Source organism: Rhodopirellula sp. MGV (genome assembly GCF_002251265.1).
GTDB lineage: Bacteria > Planctomycetota > Planctomycetia > Pirellulales > Pirellulaceae > Stieleria > Stieleria baltica_A.
In genome coordinates this window covers 11,695-28,937 of record NZ_NPDI01000071.1, presented here as the reverse complement: position 1 = coordinate 28,937, position 17,243 = coordinate 11,695, and the positions used below count along the sequence as shown (strand labels likewise).

The window sequence follows — 17,243 nt, the reverse complement described above, 5'->3', positions numbered from 1 at the left end:
GAACTCAATCTGCCGACGATCGTCGCGGTCAATTTGAGTTCCAAGATTTCACTGGCGAGGACGAGCGTTCGCGACAGGTTCGTCGCGTCGACCACCACCACCACGGCGTTCGGCGGTTCATGCAACCGCCCGGTCAGTTCGCCTCGGATACTGCGTGCGGCGACGTCTTCTTCAGGGCTGGCGGTCTGCATGCTGTACAGACCTGGCAAGTCGACCAGTTCGACCGTTTGTGTCGCTTGGCAACGCGAATCCGCATCGACAGCCGAGACGTGCAGTGACGCCTTGCGCAAATCGACCGTGATCCCCGGGTAATTGGCAACCTTCGCCCGCATTCCCGCTAACGCGTTAAATAACGACGTCTTGCCGACGTTGGGATTGCCGACCAACAGGACGACAGGGAAGGCATCGGTACGAGAAACGACCGGGAGGGCCGAATCGCTAGACGATCCGACCGATATCTGGGGAGGGCTACTCAATGCACCTGCTCTTGAGGCGGTGGCGGATCACGAACAGAGCGCGTCTTGGGCAACCGGACCTGGCAGCAATGCCTCGGCGGGCGCAATCGAAACGAAGTTCGCAAGTTGTCGTGACAGGCCGATTCGTGAGTTGCCGAGTTGCAGCACCATCGGGTCACCTTGCCCGACGAGCTCCAAAACGCGGCCCGCACAAATCCCCAGACGCTTGAGCCGAATCGCGTTTTGACCAGACGCATCGACATCGACGCATTGGTAAAACCCTTTTCTCGCACCAGCCAAAACGGAGATCGAAGTTTGAACGGACGCCATTGCAGTGGGATCCCACAAATCACGGACGTAGAAATTGAGAATCAGTCTCAATAGCTTCGCCGCTGCGAATGACCATGTCAAGAGTGTCGAGCGGAAACCGACGCTCCAGACGCCCAAATCACGCTCCACAACCAGCGGCAAATCGCCTCAGTCCATCCCACCAATCAACACCGTCTGCGTTTCCCCTCGCCCCTTGGCTTGTCTAAACCGTTTATCTTGTGAGGGACCCCGCCCCTCCCACTCCCCGCTTGGTGTCTATTGATGACCAATCTTTCCCGCCGCTCATTCGGAATTCTCGCCGGAACAACAGCCGCCGGACTTTGCACACGTTCCGCCTTTGCCGAAAGCCGTACCGGACCGCTGGAAACGCTTGTCCCTTGTCGTGCGATCACACGTGGCCCGAAACAGCATTGGTTCGGCTATTACGACAAACGAGAATTCGATCCCACCAATCGGTTCGTCCTGGCCAACGAAGTCGACTTCGAGGGACGTTCGCCCACGGGCCAAGATCGCATTGGTGTCGGGTATGTCGATACATCTGACGATGACAGGTGGGTTCCGATCGGAACCAGTAATGCATGGGGTTGGCAGCAGGGATGCATGCTGCAGTGGATCGGGACAGATGGAAAACGTGTCCTTTGGAATGATCGCCAAGATGACTCGTTTGTCTGTCGCATTTATTCGCTGGACACCAAGCAGATTCGCACCATCGACAAGCCGATCTACACCATCGCGCCGAATGGCAAGTTCGGCTTGTCCGCTGACTTTCGCCGCATCGACAATCTTCGCCCCGGCTATGGTTATGACGGCTTGGCTGACCCGAATGTCGACAAGCGAGCTCCCGACGACAGCGGCATTTGGCGTGTCGATTTAGAAACCGGTGAATCGACGCTGATCCTGTCACTTGCCGACGTCGCGTCGATCGCTTGGCCCGATGGCGACAAGCATGCCGAAGCGTGGCACTACTTCAATCACCTCTTGGTCAGTCCCGACAGTGAGCGGTTCATCGTTTTACACCGCTATCGTCCCGAGTTTGATCCGGCAACGCTGCAATTCAAAGGCGGCTTTGTCACTCGTATGTTGACGGCCAACATCGATGGCAGCGATCGCTATGTCATTGATCCTTCGGGATACACATCACACTTTATTTGGAACGGCAACGATGCGGTCACCATGTGGACCAAGCCTGCGGGCCGCAAGGCTGGCTTCTATGACTTCGTCGACAAAACCGACAAGGTGACTCCGATTGGCCAAGACAAGATGCCCTCCAATGGGCACAACACTTATCTGCCCGCGCCGTATCAAGACTGGATCCTGAACGACACCTACCCGGACCGTGAGACCAGCCGACAAACCGTGTACCTGTATCATGTCCCCAGCGGCCAGCGATTTGACCTCGGTCACTTTCCGTCGCCATCACCGTATCGCGGTGAATGGCGGTGTGACACGCATCCTCGCAGCAGCAACGACGGGACGAAGATCGCGATCGACAGTCCTCACGACGGCGGTCGGCAAGTTTACTTGTTGGACGTTGCCGACATTTTGAAGTCCGTTTGAACGTCATTCGCTCAAACGTTTCACGGGCGATTAAGCGGCGCGTGCAAGCGTTCGTTCTGGCCCAAGCAAACACGTCATCGTTCGCTCGGTCGCGCCACAATGCTGCGCGATGACTTTCCTTGCCAAACGACCGAGTTCGTTGGCCATCGGCTCATTCGCTGCGCAGATCTCCACGAACTTTTCGAGTGCGGGTTCGTCAGCGACTCGCATCGCGCCGCCGGCATTGATCAGACGGTTGGCGATCTCGTCAAAGTTTCGCGTGTCCGGCCCAAAGCAAACTGCGTTGCCATACCCGGCCGGTTCGAGCATGTTTTGCCCGCCACGATTGCCGAAGCTGCCGCCTACCGTCGCGATCTGGCCGACGCCCCACCAGTGCCTTAACTCGCCGATGGAGTCAACGAGCAGCACCGTGTCGGCATCCCACTGATCGCCGCGACGATCATCTTTGATCGAACGCCGTCGAACTTTAAATCCGTGTTCCTGTACCAATTGGGCAACCGAATCAAATCGCTCGCGATGCCGCGGCACCAAGATCAAACGCAGGTTTCGATTTTTCTTTGCCAAGCGGTCGTAGATGCGAAGTGCCATCGCTTCTTCGCCTTCTTGGGTACTGCCAACGATCCAGACCCGATGCCAGGGGTCAATGTTGGCCCAGTTCACACGCGATTGGACTTCGGCGTTGTCTCGTGAATCGGGTGCGTTGTCGAACTTCAACGAACCGGTGACTTCGACGCACTGCGGATCAGCGCCACACGCGACAAACCGTTCTGCGGTCAGTTCATCTTGGCAAGCAACGTGGCTGAGCCTTGAAAAGATTGGTCGTGTCAAAGGCCTGACACGCTGATAGCCGTTAGAACTTTTCTCGCTCAAGCGGGCGTTGATCACCATCACTTCCACGCCAGCTTGCCGAGACATGCTGACCAGATTTGGCCAAAGCTCGAGTTCGACCAAGACCAGCATCTTCGGCTTCAACCGCCGTAGCGTGCGCCCGACAGCCCAAGTGAAATCGAGCGGACAAAAGAAAACGTGATCTTCGCCGAACTTCTGTACCGCGAGGTCATATCCGGTGTCCGTGCTGGTGCTGACGACAACCGGTGTTCCTGGGTCCCGTTCGCGGAGTTGCCGCACGACGCTGCCGATCAAATTGATTTCGCCAACGCTGACTGCATGGATCCAAACCGGCGAACGGTTCGGGCCGCCGCAGATTCGCTTCGCTTTCGACTTGGAAATTCCGAACAGTTTCTCGTGTCCGCCGCGGCGATAGCGCCCGTGGCGGACCATCCGATAAACGATCCACGGCGAGGCGATCGTCATCGCCATCAAGTAGATGAAGTTCGCGAACATGTTGGAATCCTTTCCAATTCCGATTTTAAAGCGTGCTTACTTTCTCATGCAGCAGGATTTGTACTTCTTGCCACTGCCACAGGGACAGGGATCGTTGCGACCGACTTTGACACCGACGTTGCGGATCGGCTCAGGCTTTTCCTCGGTCGACTGGTTGCTCGCTTCGGCGGCTTCCTGAGCAGCGGTGCGTGACGAAGCTTGCGCGGCAGCCTTGGTTGCGGTCGCGGCGGCCGCATCGCTGGTAATCGAACGGGCTTCGTCATGACGAGCCTTTGCATCGACCCAGGTGCTGCGGATGAAGTCTTGATTGAATGATTCCATGCGGAACACCAACCCGGTGACTTGCTCGCCAACGGAGTCCCACATTTGATCGAACAGACGCATCCCTTCGCGTTTGTATTCGACCTTTGGATCCAATTGGGCGTAGCCTTTCAGCCCGACGCTGCTGCGCAGGTGATCCATCGTCAGCAAGTGGTTTTTCCACGCGTCGTCGACGATGTTCAACAGGATCTGGCGTTCCATGCGCCGCATTTCGGGGTGGAACCGATCATCAACGGCACCACTGACGGCCAACTGCAACTCGTCGCGGTTCATCCGTGAGAGTCTTCGACATCGACGGACGCACCAAGCTCGGTCTTCATCCAATGGACCAAGTCGTCGAGTTTGGTGGTGCCACTGGCGGCAACCGAAGCTGTTTTTTCATCAGCGACGTTGGCAAACAGATCAGCGACACGTTGGTTGGCTTCGTTCAACAACGGCTCGGCAGCCGTCGCCATTTCTCGGCTGTATGCGGTCAGTTGGGTTTTCAAGTCGTCGCGGTTCAACGGAACGTCATCGACTTCCATCGACTTTTCGAAGCGACGCAAAATCCAGTCGACGAGTCCCTCGCGGTTCAGCACCACCTGAGCGCCTTGTGGGACCGTGAATTGCGAAATACCAGCCAGGGCAGGGTACTCGGTTTCTTTCTCGGCGTAGGCTTCTTCGGCACGCGAAACGAGTTCTTCGGTCACGCTGCGGCGATCTTCGATGTCGCGGAATTCTTCCGGAGTGGTTTCGATCCCGAAGCGGTAACGCATCCAACCACACAGCATTCGCAGTCCGTAGTCGGCGCCCAAGAGCGGTTCGCCTTCAGACAGATCGACGGCTTCGATTCGCGCGTGGGCTTTTTCGATCAGTTCACGGATCAAGTCATCTCGATCCATGTTCTTTAGCTGGTGATCCTGATAGTTCGTTTCCAGCGTGGTGTTGGCCCATTTGGCCATCGCTTTGAGATTCCATTCGTCTTCCATACCCTGCGGCAGGTTTTCTTCGACGACCTCTTCAACGATGACTTCGGAGGCGCGTTCGGCTTGTTCGCAGGCGTAGGCGCTGGCCATCGAAAGTTCCATGTTCTGGAAATCTTTCGGTTCGAGCGTACAACCGAGTTTGCTGCCGGCAAAGGAAGCGAACATTTCGACGCCGTAATCGGGATCCAAGAACGTGTCGACTTGCTTTTCGATCTGCGAACGGATCAGTTCCAAGATCATGTCACGGGAGCTGTGTCCGTCCAGCAAGTTCTGGCGATAGCGATAGACGCGTTTCCGTTGCTCGTCCATGACCTCGTCATAGTCCAGCAGACTTTTACGCATTTCGAAGTTACGTTCTTCGACCTTCTTTTGAGCGGCCGCGATCCGGCGGGTCACCAGCTTGGATTCGAGCGGCTCGTCTTCACGCATGCCGATGCGTTCCATCATGTTCTTGACCCATTCGCCGGCGAAGATCCGCATCAGATCGTCTTCGAGCGAGAGGAAGAATCGGCTGGAACCGGGGTCACCTTGACGACCGCAACGTCCGCGAAGCTGGAGATCGATTCGGCGTGATTCGTGGCGTTCGGTGCCGAGCACGCACAAGCCACCGAGTTCACGGATGTGCTTGCCTTGCTCGCTCATCCCCTCGGCTTGATCGATCGACTCGACCAGTCCGTTCCACTCGTCGTCGGGAACATCCAGTCGCGTGCTGTATTTGTGCTGGAGCTGCGCCCAAGCTTTGTTTTCGGGGTTCCCGCCCAGGATGATGTCGGTACCACGGCCGGCCATGTTGGTCGCGATAGTGACGGCAAACTTGCGTCCCGCTTGGGCGACAATGTCAGCTTCGCGTTGGTGCTGCTTCGCGTTTAGGACCTCGTGTTCAATCCCACGGCGTTCCAGCAGACGGCCCAGCTTTTCACTTTTTTCGATACTGACGGTACCGACCAAAACAGGCCGACCTTTGTACTCGATGCTAACGACTTTCGAGCGTGGAACGGACTGCGGTTCCTTTTCGCCTTTCAAGACGATTTTGATTTGCTCGTCGTTTTCTTCTTTGATGTCACCCCAATATTCGGTGCCGTCTTTGGTAACGATGACATCCCACTTGACCGTCCGCTCGATCTCTTCGGCCAAGGCTTTGAATTTGTACTCTTCGGTCAGGTAGATCATGTCTGGATATTCGAGCCGCTGCAAACCGCGGTTCGTTGGGATTGCAACAACATCCAGCTTGTAGATCTTCCAAAACTCATTCGCTTCGGTCATCGCGGTACCGGTCATCCCGGACAGCTTCTTGTACATCTTGAAGATGTTCTGCAGCGACGCGGTGGCGAAGGTTTGCGTTTCCGGCTTGATCGGAACGTTCTCTTTTGCTTCGACCGCTTGGTGCAGTCCGTCGCTCCATTGGCGTCCGTCCATCAAACGGCCGGTGAATTCGTCAACGATCACGATTTGACGATCTTTGACGACGTAATTGACGTCCAGCTTGTAAAGGAAGTGCGCCTTCAAAGCGTTATCGATCAAGTGTGGCCATTCCATGTTGCCGGCGGTGTAGAAGCTTTCCACACCGGCCAATTTTTCGGCTTCACGGACACCTTCGTCAGTCAACGTGACGTTGCGTTGTTTTTCGTCGACGGTGAAGTGAACGTCTTGTTGCAGTTCGCGGGCGACGCGATCGGCGTCGGCATAGCGACCGAGGTCCATCTCGCTGGGTCCGCTGATGATCAACGGCGTACGCGCTTCGTCGATCAAAATGTTGTCGACTTCGTCGATGATCGCGTAGTTCAGCGGGCCTTGGCACTGCTGGGCTTCGGCGGGGAAGCGGTCGTCGCCTTGTGCGGCGGGACGCATGTTGTCGCGCAGGTAATCGAAACCGAATTCGTTATTGGTTCCGTAGGTGATGTCGCAGCGATAAGCGGCTTGTTTTTCGTGGGTCGACATGCCCGATTGGATCGCGTTCACGGTCAATCCAAGATTCATGTACAACGGCGCCATCCACTCCATGTCACGACGGGCCAAGTAATCGTTGACCGTAATGACGTGGACGCCTTTACCTTCGAGCGCGTTCAAGTACGCGGGCAAGGTCGCGACTAGCGTTTTACCTTCACCGGTGACCATTTCGGCAATTTTGCCTTCATGCAGCACCATCCCGCCGATCAGCTGGACGTCGTAGTGACGCATTCCCAAGAATCGCTTGCCGCCTTCACGGCAAACGGCGAACGCTTCGACCAGGATGTCGTCCAGAGTTTCGCCATCGCGGATTCGTTTCCGGAAAACCTTTGTCTGACCACGGAGTTCATCATCGGACATCGCCGCATATTTCGGCTCGAGTTCCGTGATTTCGTCCGCCTTCGCACGCAATGCCGCGACTTGCCGCGCATTTGCCGAACCGAAGACCGACGTCACGCCTCGTTCAAACGAGCCCAGCAGTCCGCCAAAGACTGCTCCGGTAATATCCACAAGAGTTTCAAAAAACGACATCGTTGAATCGTTGGTTGGTTTCGATCGATCGCTGGCACGGCGAACTTTGCAGCATCCAAGCTGTCCCATTCGCCGTAACTGCGGACAGATTGGCAGCGCAGCCCGTCCACGTCCAGATCAGCCAATTTCGGGCCAAAAACATGCCTTCAGAACATTCTCGGTGGGCCGAGGGGTAGGCCACACACGCGGCATGTCAAGCTAAACGCTTTGCGTGACTTAGGTTAGGGTGTTTCGTCGGAGGGGTCAACGCCGATCAAAAGTTGGCAAAATTCATTGTTCACAGCGTGAATACCCCACATCGACCGGCTAACGAATTTTGGACATCTGAGCTAAACTGCCGCCGCTGACCGAGATTGCTGTCGGCTGAACTCCCGTTGGCAGCTATCAATTCGCTTCCACCGATCACCCAGCGCTCCACACGATTCGTCGCATTCGCTCATAACCACCCGTCCATGAACTCACCTTCGAAACCTGAAAAACCGCTTCGTGTCGCTATCGGAGGGGACCACGCCGGTTTTCCGCTCAAGCAAGTCCTCGCGGAAAGCTTGGCGACCGAATCGCTCGCAGAACTCGTCGGTGACGTGATCGACTGTGGAACGGACGGACCGGCTCGCTGCGATTACCCCGATTTTGCGATCGCCGTCTCGCGAGAAATCCTCAGTGGCAACGCCGACCGCGGCATTGTCGTTTGCGGCAGTGGTGTCGGCGTCAGCGTCGCGGCCAACAAGATTCCCGGCATTCGCGCCGCGATCTGCCACGATACGTACTCGGCCCACCAGGGCGTCGAGCATGACGACATGAACGTTCTTTGTATCGGCGGTCGGATCATCGGCAGCGAACTGGCCATGGAAATCGTCCGCGCGTTCCTGGGTGCAAAGTACACCCCCTCGGAGCGGCACCAACGACGACTGGACAAGGTCCTGGAAATCGAGGCCAAAGGTCGCGACGCACTCGACCTGAAGTCCTGATCGGGAGCCGAAGACAATGCTGGAAATCTTAGGCGGACCCTTCTTTTCGGTGGCCGGTGCAGGCGAATCGCACGGCCCAGGCGTCACCACGATTGTGTTCGGATGCCCTCCCGGGCTGAAAATCGATCGTCAAACGGTGCAGCAGTATCTTGACCGCCGCCGGCCGGGCGGGAACAAGCACGGCACGCCACGAAACGAAAAAGACAAAGTCGTTTTCCTGAGCGGTCTGTACCAACCCGACCACAATGCACTGCTGGGCCCCAGCAAGATTTCGGTCACGGTCGAAGATAGCGTGTTCGAAACCGAAGCGTACGAATGCGGTTACTCGACGGGCGAACCGATCGCCGCCCTGGTGCTTTCGACTAGCAAGAAATCCGGCGACTACACCCAGTTCATCGGCCCCGGCGGCCAAGTCCGCCCCGGCCACACCGACTTGGTGAAATACCACAAATCACAAGGCTTCGTCGACATTCGTGGCGGCGGACGCAGCAGTTACCGGGCGACGATCACGGACGTAGTCGGCGGCAGTATCGCGCGAATTTTCCTGCAACAGCATTTCCAAACCGTACTGGTTTCGTCGATCAACCAAGTCGGCGACCTCCGGGCAAAAGTCTCGCTAGCTGAAAAATGTCAGGCCCTATACGACCAGTTTCGTGACGAAAAAGGCCCGACGGTGATCCCTGCCGGTGCGATTGCTGAATTGCAGCAACTGATCGATCAATCAGAGATCCCTTCGGTCGATGCCGACTTTGCCACACAGGCCGGCGAACTGATCAAGGAAACTCGCAAAGACGGCGATTCACTGGGCGCGAGCGTAGAAGTCATTGCCTTGAATGTTCCGTCGCTGCTCGGCGATCCGCTGTACAACTCGCTGAAAGCTCGGATCATGGGCACCCTGGGTGGACTCAACGCCGTCCAGTCCTGCGAAGTCGGCTCCGGCAAATCCGTCGTCGCTCGACGTGGCAGTGAAAACAACGACCCGATCCGTCGAACGGGATACACCTCGAACACCCACGGCGGGTTGCTCGGCGGAATGACCACCGGGATGCCACTGGTGTTTGAAGTCGGATTCAAACCAACCTCAACAATCAACAAGCCCCAGCAATCGGTGTCGAAAGATCTCACCGAGATCGACTTCGAACTCGAGAAGGGACGCCACGACCCGTGCGTGGGTGTCCGGGCAGGAGTGACGCTCGAATCTCGCATGGCGGTCGAGCTGATGAACGCCGCACTGAGCCAACGGTCCCAGTCGCTCGCCGAAGGCTGCCTAGTATTTTTGGGTAGCCCAATTCCATCTGCCCCGCGTGATCAACGCGATCACAAAGTAATGGGAGCAATCTGGGAGGCTCGTGCTAAACTATGCCCGCAACCGCCGCTTCGACTGCCCCCTCCAGCTCCTTTTCAACTTCGCCTGACTCATGAAGATTAAATGCCCGGGATGCGCCACCGTTCTTCAGGTTCCCGAGTCGGCAGCCGGAAAAGTGGTCAAATGCAAGTGCGGTAAACAATTTCGTGTCCCCGGAGGCTCGCCGGCCGCCGCACAGGCAACAGGCCAACCAGCAGCCAAAGCCGCTCCGGCATCACCAGCCCGGCCACAAGCCTCATCAGCCCAGGCCGCACGAACTCAGCCAGCACCGACACAAGCCGCACCCGCGAATCCCTACAGTCATCTGCCTGGGATGCAGGCACCGCCACCGCCTTCGTTCTTGGACGAATTGACGGAATCTGATTTCAGCGGCGTAAAAAGCGTTCAAGTCCCTGGGCGCGGAGTCGCGGCGGCTGCCCCGGGAGCAAGTGCGGCAAAACTACTCGACGAAGCGATGTCGGGCGGTGCCATCAAACGTCAAGGCAGCTCGTCGGACGGCCCACGTGGCCCGCGGCCTGGATTCCTAACGTTCCTGGGAGTGATCAACGGAATTGCCGCATTTGGCTTTGTTGTACTCTGCCTGCTCTTCGCGGGCTTGATCGGCGCATCGGCTCAAGGGCAAGGTCAGGATGTAGAAATTGACGGTGTGTTATTTGCCATCACAATGGTCATCTTCGGCGCCCTTGCTGTTCTTTCTTTGGCGACCACGGTGGCATGCTTTGTCCCGGTCAAGGCATCTTGGTATGTGATGCTGATCAGCTATGGATGGGCGGTTTCCAGCTATCTCTTTGAAGCAATTCAAACATTCAGCCAAGAAGACGCCGACACAGCTCAGGCTGCCGGCAAACTGGTCGGACGGATGGTTTTCTCGATCGGAATCTGGGCCTGGCTGCACAAACTTCCGGTACGCAGTTATTACGGCACGACAGAGTCGCCCACTTGGGTCGTGATTGGTTGTGACGTGTTCGGTTTCTTGCTGGGCACCGGACTCGGCGTCGCCGCATTGGCGCTCGCTTAGAACTAAAACTCGCTTACGCGTGAGTTACCACTTCGCGTATCCGCGACCAATCGCGCGGATGCCCAATCGGTAGCGATCTTGCAAACACCACTGGATGTAGGTGTTGCTATTGGGACCCGGGACATAGTGATAGCGATCACACCACGGATACGTCGTCGGTGTTGACCGGATTCGCTCGGCGAGACCGATCGCTTCTTCACCAATGAACTGGTGCAAGAAGTATTTTGGCCGATCGCGGATCCAGCCAAAGGGTGACATCATGTTGCGATGAACGTGGCCCCAGTACACGGGTCCACAAGCCGGGTACTGCCAAACTTCCCAGCGTTCGGTTCGATCGCCGTCACAGATCACCAACCAACAGTGCTCGGCGAACCAAGCGATCCGTGGCAGGCGTCCCGCCCAAAGCTGGACGGATAACTCTGCCGCTGGTAACTCTGCCGCTGGCGAATCAGGAACCGATGTCACCACGGTCTCCCGTCGAACCGGACGACAGATCCGCGGCAAAGCAGTCAACCAGCGTCGACAAGTTTGCCATCCGGTCGAGCTCTCGCAGTGCACGAACGCTGCGATCCAGCCTTGCCAGGGTGATGGCCCGGCTTTCCGATCGGCTCGCTTGTTCTCGCATCACCGATCGATAATGGCCGATGCACATCGCAAACACATCACGCAGCGCCGCACGCCGCTTGGGAGAATCCTTGCCGGCTTCTTCCATCCGGTCTGTCACGATCCGTCGAATGGTTCCAGGATCGGGGACGCGTTGCCGTAGCGCCTCCGTCAAGGCAGACCGAAAACGCAACGTCGACTCGTCCAGCAATCGCAGCGCGCCGGCAATGTCTCCGGCGGCCAAATCGACCGCTTCAATAATCGCTTCGTCCGTCGCTTCGCACTGGTGAACGTCACGAATCAAACGGATCGCGTCCTCGTTCGATAGCGGCCGAAAGCGGATGATCTGGCAACGCGACCGAATCGTGGGCAATTGTTTTTGTTCGCTGGTACCGATCAGGATGATCACCGCATCGGCAGGCGGTTCTTCCAAAGTCTTGAGCAAGCAATTGGCGCCTTCTTCATTCAAGAAGTCAGCGTCTTCCAAAATCGCGACCTTGCGTTTGCCGCAATAGGGACTCAGCCGCACGTCGCGACAAAAGCCTTCTTGCATGCGAACTTCGGGAGCCCCGATCAAAAGATCAACCGGTATGGTGGTCTTGTCTTTCGGCTTGCGTACCCGGATCACGTCAGGATGTGTTTCGGCGCGAACTTGGACACAGGCCTCGCAGCGGCCGCACGGTTCCATCGCCGAAGCTGGCTGCCGATCGCAAAGCAGTGTTTGTGCGAGCAGCGTTGCGACACTGCGTTTGCCGACACCGGCAGGTCCGACAAACAGCAAACTGCCGCCGAAACGGCCTTGAGAAATCGCGCTGGCAAACCACTGCTTCAGGTGTGGGTTGCCGATCAAGCTAGACCAATCCGAGATCATGACGAGGTCCGCTGTGCGGCTTCGTTCTCAGGTGATTTACCGTTGGTGTGGTCGATCAGATGGTCGCCATTTTTGGTTTCGATCTTGCAGATTTTGTCGAGACGTTTGGAGTGACGTCCGCCATCAAAATCGGTTTGCAACCAGCGGAGGACCAAATCGTCGACGGACCGTTCGCCGATCAAGTCGCCGGGCAAGCACAAAACATTGACGTCGTTGTGGCGACGACTCATTTCGACCATGACTTCGTCGTAGCACGGCGCGGCGCGGACGCCCAAGAATTTATTAGCGGTGATTGCCATGCCGATGCCGGTCCCACAGATCAGGATTCCGCGCTCGGCCTCGCCACAACTCACACGGCGGGCAACGCATTCGGCATAGTCGGGGTAGTCCACCGCGACTTCATCGAAGGTCCCCTCGTCGATAACTTCGAACGAGTTTGCTTGGAGGGATTGAATCAAGCGTGCCTTGATGTGCACCCCACGGTGATCACTGCCTAACGAAATTCGCATCAAGCTGACTCCTGATCCTCATCGGAGGACTCCGTTGAACCATTGGCGTCGGCGGGGGTTGGGAAAAAGTCGTCTCCCAGTTTCTCTAGCCATGCCGACAACTCGTTTTCCATCTGATCGGCACACTGTCGATAGGTCTCAACAGGCATCCCAATCGGATCCGTAATATCGCCCCCGTCATGTCGCAACGTGAAGACGCGATCGTACATTTCCGGCCACGCCGCCAAGATCGCCGCACGGTGAGCTCGCGTCATCGTGAGCACCAAATCGGCGACGTTCATGATCTCATCACCCAGCGGCTGGCTGGCGTGCCCGGTCAAATCCAAACTTCGTTCCCCCATGACCTCAATCGACTGGGGGCTGGCGCAGGACCCGTTGGAAGCGGCGACACCGGCCGACAAAACCCGAACCGCGTCCTCACGCCCTAGTTTCTTTCGCAATTGCTCTCGCATCAAGGTTTCCGCCATCGGACTGCGGCAGGTATTTCCCGTGCAGACCAATACGATAACCGGTTTGACAAATTGATTCATAGCCGCTCGTTCAATGACGCCTTCTCGCAACAACTCCCAACGGCTCCCTATCACACGGGCGACCGTCGATACACCACCATAACGAGTCTGACCGTCATCGAGCAGCAGTGGCACCTCACCACCGAACTGATCGAGCACCCCCTGCGCGTCAAAGTTGGATTTTCCCGATCGACCGTTCTCACCGACACGATGCGCCCCTGCCAAAACCAGCGGCGCGGCCATGAACCGATGAATCGCCTCCAAAATGCGGTGGTCGACCACCCGAAAACCGACCCCGTGGTGCTCGCCCAAAATCAAATCCTGGACCCCCGGAGGCAATTGTTTGATCGCCGAATGGGGGTGATCGCAAGGTGTGACGATGGTTAGCGGGCCGGGCCAGCAACGATGTGTAAGTCGTCGAGCCACCGGCGAAGGTTCACAGTAAAAATCTTCTGCGGCCTGTCGACTGCGAACCGAAATCGCCAACGGGGCTGTCGAAGGCCCACGCATCTCGAAAAGCTTTTCCACCGCCGCCTGAGTGAGTGCATGTGCCGCGAATCCATACGACGTGTCCGTCGGCAACGCCACCACTTGGCCTTCGGTCAGTGCCTGGACAGTGCGGTGGATGAAGTCACGCGGATCGTCGGTTCGGCGGAGATCGAAAACTTTGGTCATAGAAACCGACGATTGAAACAAAGCTGACCGAACGGGTAGACATTCTTCCCAACAGCACGACCGCGTCGGGGAATACAGCATTGTAAAGTCTGCAATTTTGAATCGACAAGGACGCTTCTGGTGACACCAGTTGTCGCTTCCTCGCCGAATCGGCACTCCACCCCCGCCAGATCCGCTGATGCCATTACAATACCGCTATGGACAATGATGCCACGCAAATCCCCCACATGACACATCGGCACAGACTTTCACGCCGCAATGCGCTCTCGACTTTGCTGGGCGCCGGCATCAGCACACTCGGCGCGAGTGCATTCAGCGGATGCATCGCACGCAGCCACGACGACGAACCCGAACTCGTTTGGGGACGACGTGGCCAGAGCAACGGCCGTTTCCTTACGCCTCGGGCGATCTGCATCGATCGCAACGACAATCTGTACATCGTCGATAAAACAGGGCGAATCCAAGTCTTCGACCGCGACGGGACATGGCTCCGTGACTGGCGTACCCCCGCGATCGAGAATGGCAAACCCACCGGCATGACCATCCAAGTCGGCACCAATGCCGAAGACGATCGGCTGCTCGTCGCCGACACGCATTACTACCGCATGCTTGCATACACTCTAGATGGTCAACGTTGCCCCGAACTGGAAATCGGCGGCACGAGCGGCTTTGGGCCCGGCGAGTTCGCCTTTTTGACCGACGTCGCGGTCGACCAACAGGGCTGCATCTACATCGGCGAGTACGGCGACGCTGACCGTATCCAAAAATTCGCCCCGGACGGAACTTTTTTACTCGCATGGGGCTCGACGGGACGCGAACCGGAACAGTTCCTGCGTCCACAGGGGCTACACGTTGATGGCGACACACTGTGGATCGCCGACTCGGGAAACCACCGAATCCAACGCTTTGATCTCTCCGGCGACCAACCAGAACTGATCGACATCTGGGGCAGTTCCGGGAAAGGGCCCGGCGAACTGTTTTATCCCTACGGCGTGTTCGTCCTTGAAAACGGCGACGCAGTGGTTTGCGAATACGGCAACGCGCGCGTTCAGCACTTTGACGCGCAAGGCAATTCGCTCGCGACTTGGGGCTCCCCGGGACTCGGACCTGGTCAACTGTACGATCCGTGGAGCCTTGCCGTTGATTCAAAACGTCGAATGCATATTCTCGACAGTCAAAACCATCGGGTGCAGCGGGCGGCGATCCCCGGCTAGCTAGAGCACCCAGTGCAACTCTTCGTCGTCCGGTGCTTCATCGGCATCCAAAAATGCCAGGTGTTCGTTGTCGAAACAACGCGACAGGATCGCACGCACCGGCACCAGTAGTGCGATAAACACCGGGAACAAAATCCGAACCGGCTGGCTCGGAAAAACGTTGACAACGCATAAGAGCGCCAAACAAATGAATTGGATCAGCGTGAACCAATGGATGGTGCGTGTCGGGACGCGGCGAGTGTAGTGGTTTGTCGGATACAGCGACGAGTCCATCAACAACAATCCGAGGCGTTCGACAAATTGAATGCCGCGCAGCGAGACAAAGCCCATGTACAAGAAAATACCGTACAGGGCTGCCATCGGGACGTACTCCAACAGCGGAAGCGCCAACAGCGATCCGCCGATCAACAGATGGATGAATAGTCCAGTGACACGGTTTTCGTGGACGTGGATGATTTTTTCCTGAGTCTCGCCTCTCGTCCCAACGACTTCTTCGGTATCCGAGAGCGCTCGCACGTGTGCGAGTGATCGAACGGTTGCCGCGACCATCCAGGGCCAACCGAACAAGGAACACATTCCGATCAAAGCGCCCACGACCATCAGATCCCAGTGATAGGACTCGCCCTTCACGAGTTTGTTCTCCGAACTGTTGACCAGCCGCGCGGTGATATTCTGCGAAAGATAGACCAGCACCGCCGCCAACATTGCCGGCCCAATCGCCGCGAACTTCACCCAATTGGGCACGCCCCACAAATCAACGACCCAGCCGGCACGTTCACTCGCAGCCGCCGAGACCTCCAGGGTGTCGAGCGTCGCGGCACTGCCCAGCCACCACGCGACACCAACCATCGTGCCCAGTGCAATCGAGGGCCCAAAGTCGGCAAGGAACTCACGCATCCAACCGAACAGGTACTTGCTCCGCCGCAATCCGGCGAGCGTCATCGCGATATAAAACGTTCCGACTGCTAACACGATTGCCAACAACGGCTTTTCGTTGGAAAGTCCAGCCGCACTGGCCGAACGGAATCCCGCGACCAAGGCTTCGATTGCCTTGTAGATGAAAATCATCGACATCAACGCGGAAAAGATCTCGTCGGTGAACCGCGTGAAATACCGCATCAGATTACTGCTGTTGGAAATCGCCAACAGCATCGTCAGCAAACTGGTCCACAAACCGACCCAGCCATACACTCCCAAGAAATGCTCGGACAACTCAAAGTCCTGGCACAATTGGTACAAGATGATCGTAAAGATCAACAGCGGACCGATCCCGCCCAAGATGATCAACGGGCCGCCGGCGAACAACGCGTACAGAATTCCGCAAACCGCGGTCGACAACAACATCGGCCCGGCACCCATCACACCATCGGTCTCGCTGCCCATCAAACCGCCAAATGTCACCGCTGGCGCGACGCAGGCAAAGTACATGAACACGATCGACGCGATACTCTTGGCACGCATCCCGTCAACAAAGTCAGACTTGTAGTGACGCAGCCGCCGCAGCACGTCCGCCTTGACGCCGGCCAAGGGCTTAGGGGATGAACGCAGACCTTCGGAAACTTCACGCGGCTTCGCCGGCTTGGCCAGTACCGTACGGGTGAGGTGGCGGTTGATCGCATCGAGCACATCTTGCGCGTTCTTTGAATAGGTCAATTCAAAGTGGCAGACGTTATCGCTCATCATCCGTGCGACTGACGACAAGGTGTCGAGATGTTCGGTCGCGTGCGTTGTCGGACCAACCATAAAGAACACGTACCGGGTGGCAATTCCGTCAGGTGCCCCCAAGTTGACCGCGTGTTTGAGGCGGAGGAACACCAACGCTTGCTCGCTAATCCGGTCATCATAAAAGTGCGGGATTGCACAAGCATGACCGATCGCGGTTGGAAACTGACGTTCGCGTTGCAAAATGCCGTCGACAACGACTTGGCGTTGGCTCTCTGATAGCCGACCGCTCTGAACCAGATAATCCACCCCGGCCGAAACGATTTCGTCCATCGTTGTGGCGTTCACATTCAGCAAACAGCTGCCTTGTGAAATCGCGTCAATCAATCGTTTCATCG

Annotated in this window: 12 protein-coding genes and 2 pseudogenes; 5 read left to right on the top strand and 9 right to left on the bottom strand. The window is 57.1% G+C overall.

What is annotated here, in order from left to right; all coding sequences use genetic code 11:
- A partial coding sequence (locus tag CGZ80_RS24480) for a FeoB small GTPase domain-containing protein (protein ID WP_198953782.1) occupies positions 1 to 476 on the bottom strand: 476 nt, incomplete at its 3' end.
- Between the two features lie 27 nt (positions 477 to 503).
- Positions 504 to 785 carry a ferrous iron transport protein A gene (locus CGZ80_RS24475; RefSeq protein WP_143544131.1) on the bottom strand — a complete coding sequence of 94 codons (282 nt, stop codon included), beginning with the start codon at positions 783 to 785 and terminating at the stop codon, positions 504 to 506.
- A gap of 261 nt (positions 786 to 1,046) precedes the next feature.
- Between CGZ80_RS24475 and CGZ80_RS24470 the strand changes: the two genes are divergently transcribed.
- Positions 1,047 to 2,342, top strand: coding sequence for a hypothetical protein (locus CGZ80_RS24470; RefSeq protein WP_094418310.1), 1,296 nt, complete (start codon positions 1,047 to 1,049; stop codon positions 2,340 to 2,342).
- Positions 2,343 to 2,372: 30 nt separating this feature from the next.
- Here CGZ80_RS24470 and CGZ80_RS24465 read toward each other — a convergent pair whose 3' ends face one another.
- Together CGZ80_RS24465 and CGZ80_RS24460 are read right to left on the bottom strand one after the other, a co-directional pair.
- A complete protein-coding gene (locus CGZ80_RS24465) occupies positions 2,373 to 3,686 on the bottom strand; it encodes a 3-deoxy-D-manno-octulosonic acid transferase (protein WP_094418309.1) in 1,314 nt (437 codons plus the stop codon).
- A 36-nt stretch (positions 3,687 to 3,722) separates the two neighbouring features.
- A pseudogene (locus CGZ80_RS24460) lies at positions 3,723 to 7,450 on the bottom strand (preprotein translocase subunit SecA).
- 452 nt (positions 7,451 to 7,902) lie between these two features.
- Here CGZ80_RS24460 and rpiB (CGZ80_RS24455) point away from each other — a divergent pair.
- The 3 genes and pseudogenes from rpiB (CGZ80_RS24455) (at position 7,903) to CGZ80_RS24445 (ending at position 10,802) form a co-directional block, all read left to right on the top strand.
- On the top strand, positions 7,903 to 8,418 hold the full coding sequence (gene rpiB, locus CGZ80_RS24455; RefSeq protein WP_094418308.1) for a ribose 5-phosphate isomerase B: 516 nt from the start codon (positions 7,903 to 7,905) through the stop codon (positions 8,416 to 8,418).
- Between the two features lie 19 nt (positions 8,419 to 8,437).
- Positions 8,438 to 9,664: pseudogene (locus tag CGZ80_RS24450) on the top strand (chorismate synthase); the annotation flags it as partial.
- A gap of 172 nt (positions 9,665 to 9,836) precedes the next feature.
- Positions 9,837 to 10,802, top strand: a complete 966-nt coding sequence (locus CGZ80_RS24445; protein ID WP_094418307.1) for a hypothetical protein — start codon at positions 9,837 to 9,839, stop codon at positions 10,800 to 10,802.
- A gap of 24 nt (positions 10,803 to 10,826) precedes the next feature.
- Here the strand turns inward: CGZ80_RS24445 and CGZ80_RS24440 are convergent, their stop codons facing one another.
- The 4 genes from CGZ80_RS24440 to CGZ80_RS24425 are packed head-to-tail and all read right to left on the bottom strand — an operon-like array spanning position 10,827 to position 13,969.
- Positions 10,827 to 11,267, bottom strand: a complete 441-nt coding sequence (locus CGZ80_RS24440; protein WP_158222838.1) for a DUF3750 domain-containing protein — start codon at positions 11,265 to 11,267, stop codon at positions 10,827 to 10,829.
- On the bottom strand, positions 11,251 to 12,276 hold the full coding sequence (locus CGZ80_RS24435; protein ID WP_094418306.1) for an ATP-binding protein: 1,026 nt from the start codon (positions 12,274 to 12,276) through the stop codon (positions 11,251 to 11,253). The genes CGZ80_RS24440 and CGZ80_RS24435 overlap by 17 nt, the downstream gene beginning before the upstream one ends.
- On the bottom strand, positions 12,273 to 12,785 hold the full coding sequence (gene rpiB / locus CGZ80_RS24430; protein WP_094418305.1) for a ribose 5-phosphate isomerase B: 513 nt from the start codon (positions 12,783 to 12,785) through the stop codon (positions 12,273 to 12,275). The genes CGZ80_RS24435 and rpiB (CGZ80_RS24430) overlap by 4 nt, the downstream gene beginning before the upstream one ends.
- Positions 12,785 to 13,969: a Sua5/YciO/YrdC/YwlC family protein gene (locus tag CGZ80_RS24425; protein WP_094418304.1), complete on the bottom strand. Its 1,185-nt coding sequence runs from the start codon at positions 13,967 to 13,969 to the stop codon at positions 12,785 to 12,787. Before CGZ80_RS24425 ends, rpiB (CGZ80_RS24430) begins: the two co-directional genes overlap by 1 nt.
- A gap of 227 nt (positions 13,970 to 14,196) precedes the next feature.
- Between CGZ80_RS24425 and CGZ80_RS24420 the strand changes: the two genes are divergently transcribed.
- A complete protein-coding gene (locus CGZ80_RS24420; protein WP_094418315.1) occupies positions 14,197 to 15,183 on the top strand; it encodes an NHL repeat-containing protein in 987 nt (328 codons plus the stop codon).
- Here the strand turns inward: CGZ80_RS24420 and CGZ80_RS24415 are convergent, their stop codons facing one another.
- Positions 15,184 to 17,241 carry a PTS sugar transporter subunit IIA gene (locus CGZ80_RS24415; protein ID WP_094418303.1) on the bottom strand — a complete coding sequence of 686 codons (2,058 nt, stop codon included), beginning with the start codon at positions 17,239 to 17,241 and terminating at the stop codon, positions 15,184 to 15,186.
- Between the last annotated feature and the right edge of the window lie 2 nt (positions 17,242 to 17,243).

Bases quoted from the DNA above. Each gene is read 5' to 3' on its own strand.
- CGZ80_RS24470 (WP_094418310.1), top strand. From the start codon at position 1,047: ATGACCAATCTTTCCCGCCGCTCATTCGGAATTCTCGCCGGAACAACA.
- CGZ80_RS24435 (WP_094418306.1), bottom strand. From the start codon at position 12,276: ATGATCTCGGATTGGTCTAGCTTGATCGGCAACCCACACCTGAAGCAG.
- CGZ80_RS24445 (WP_094418307.1), top strand. From the start codon at position 9,837: ATGAAGATTAAATGCCCGGGATGCGCCACCGTTCTTCAGGTTCCCGAG.
- rpiB (WP_094418305.1), bottom strand. From the start codon at position 12,785: ATGCGAATTTCGTTAGGCAGTGATCACCGTGGGGTGCACATCAAGGCA.
- CGZ80_RS24420 (WP_094418315.1), top strand. From the start codon at position 14,197: ATGACACATCGGCACAGACTTTCACGCCGCAATGCGCTCTCGACTTTG.
- CGZ80_RS24475 (WP_143544131.1), bottom strand. From the start codon at position 785: ATGGCGTCCGTTCAAACTTCGATCTCCGTTTTGGCTGGTGCGAGAAAA.
- CGZ80_RS24465 (WP_094418309.1), bottom strand. From the start codon at position 3,686: ATGTTCGCGAACTTCATCTACTTGATGGCGATGACGATCGCCTCGCCG.
- CGZ80_RS24425 (WP_094418304.1), bottom strand. From the start codon at position 13,969: ATGACCAAAGTTTTCGATCTCCGCCGAACCGACGATCCGCGTGACTTC.
- rpiB (WP_094418308.1), top strand. From the start codon at position 7,903: ATGAACTCACCTTCGAAACCTGAAAAACCGCTTCGTGTCGCTATCGGA.
- CGZ80_RS24415 (WP_094418303.1), bottom strand. From the start codon at position 17,241: ATGAAACGATTGATTGACGCGATTTCACAAGGCAGCTGTTTGCTGAAT.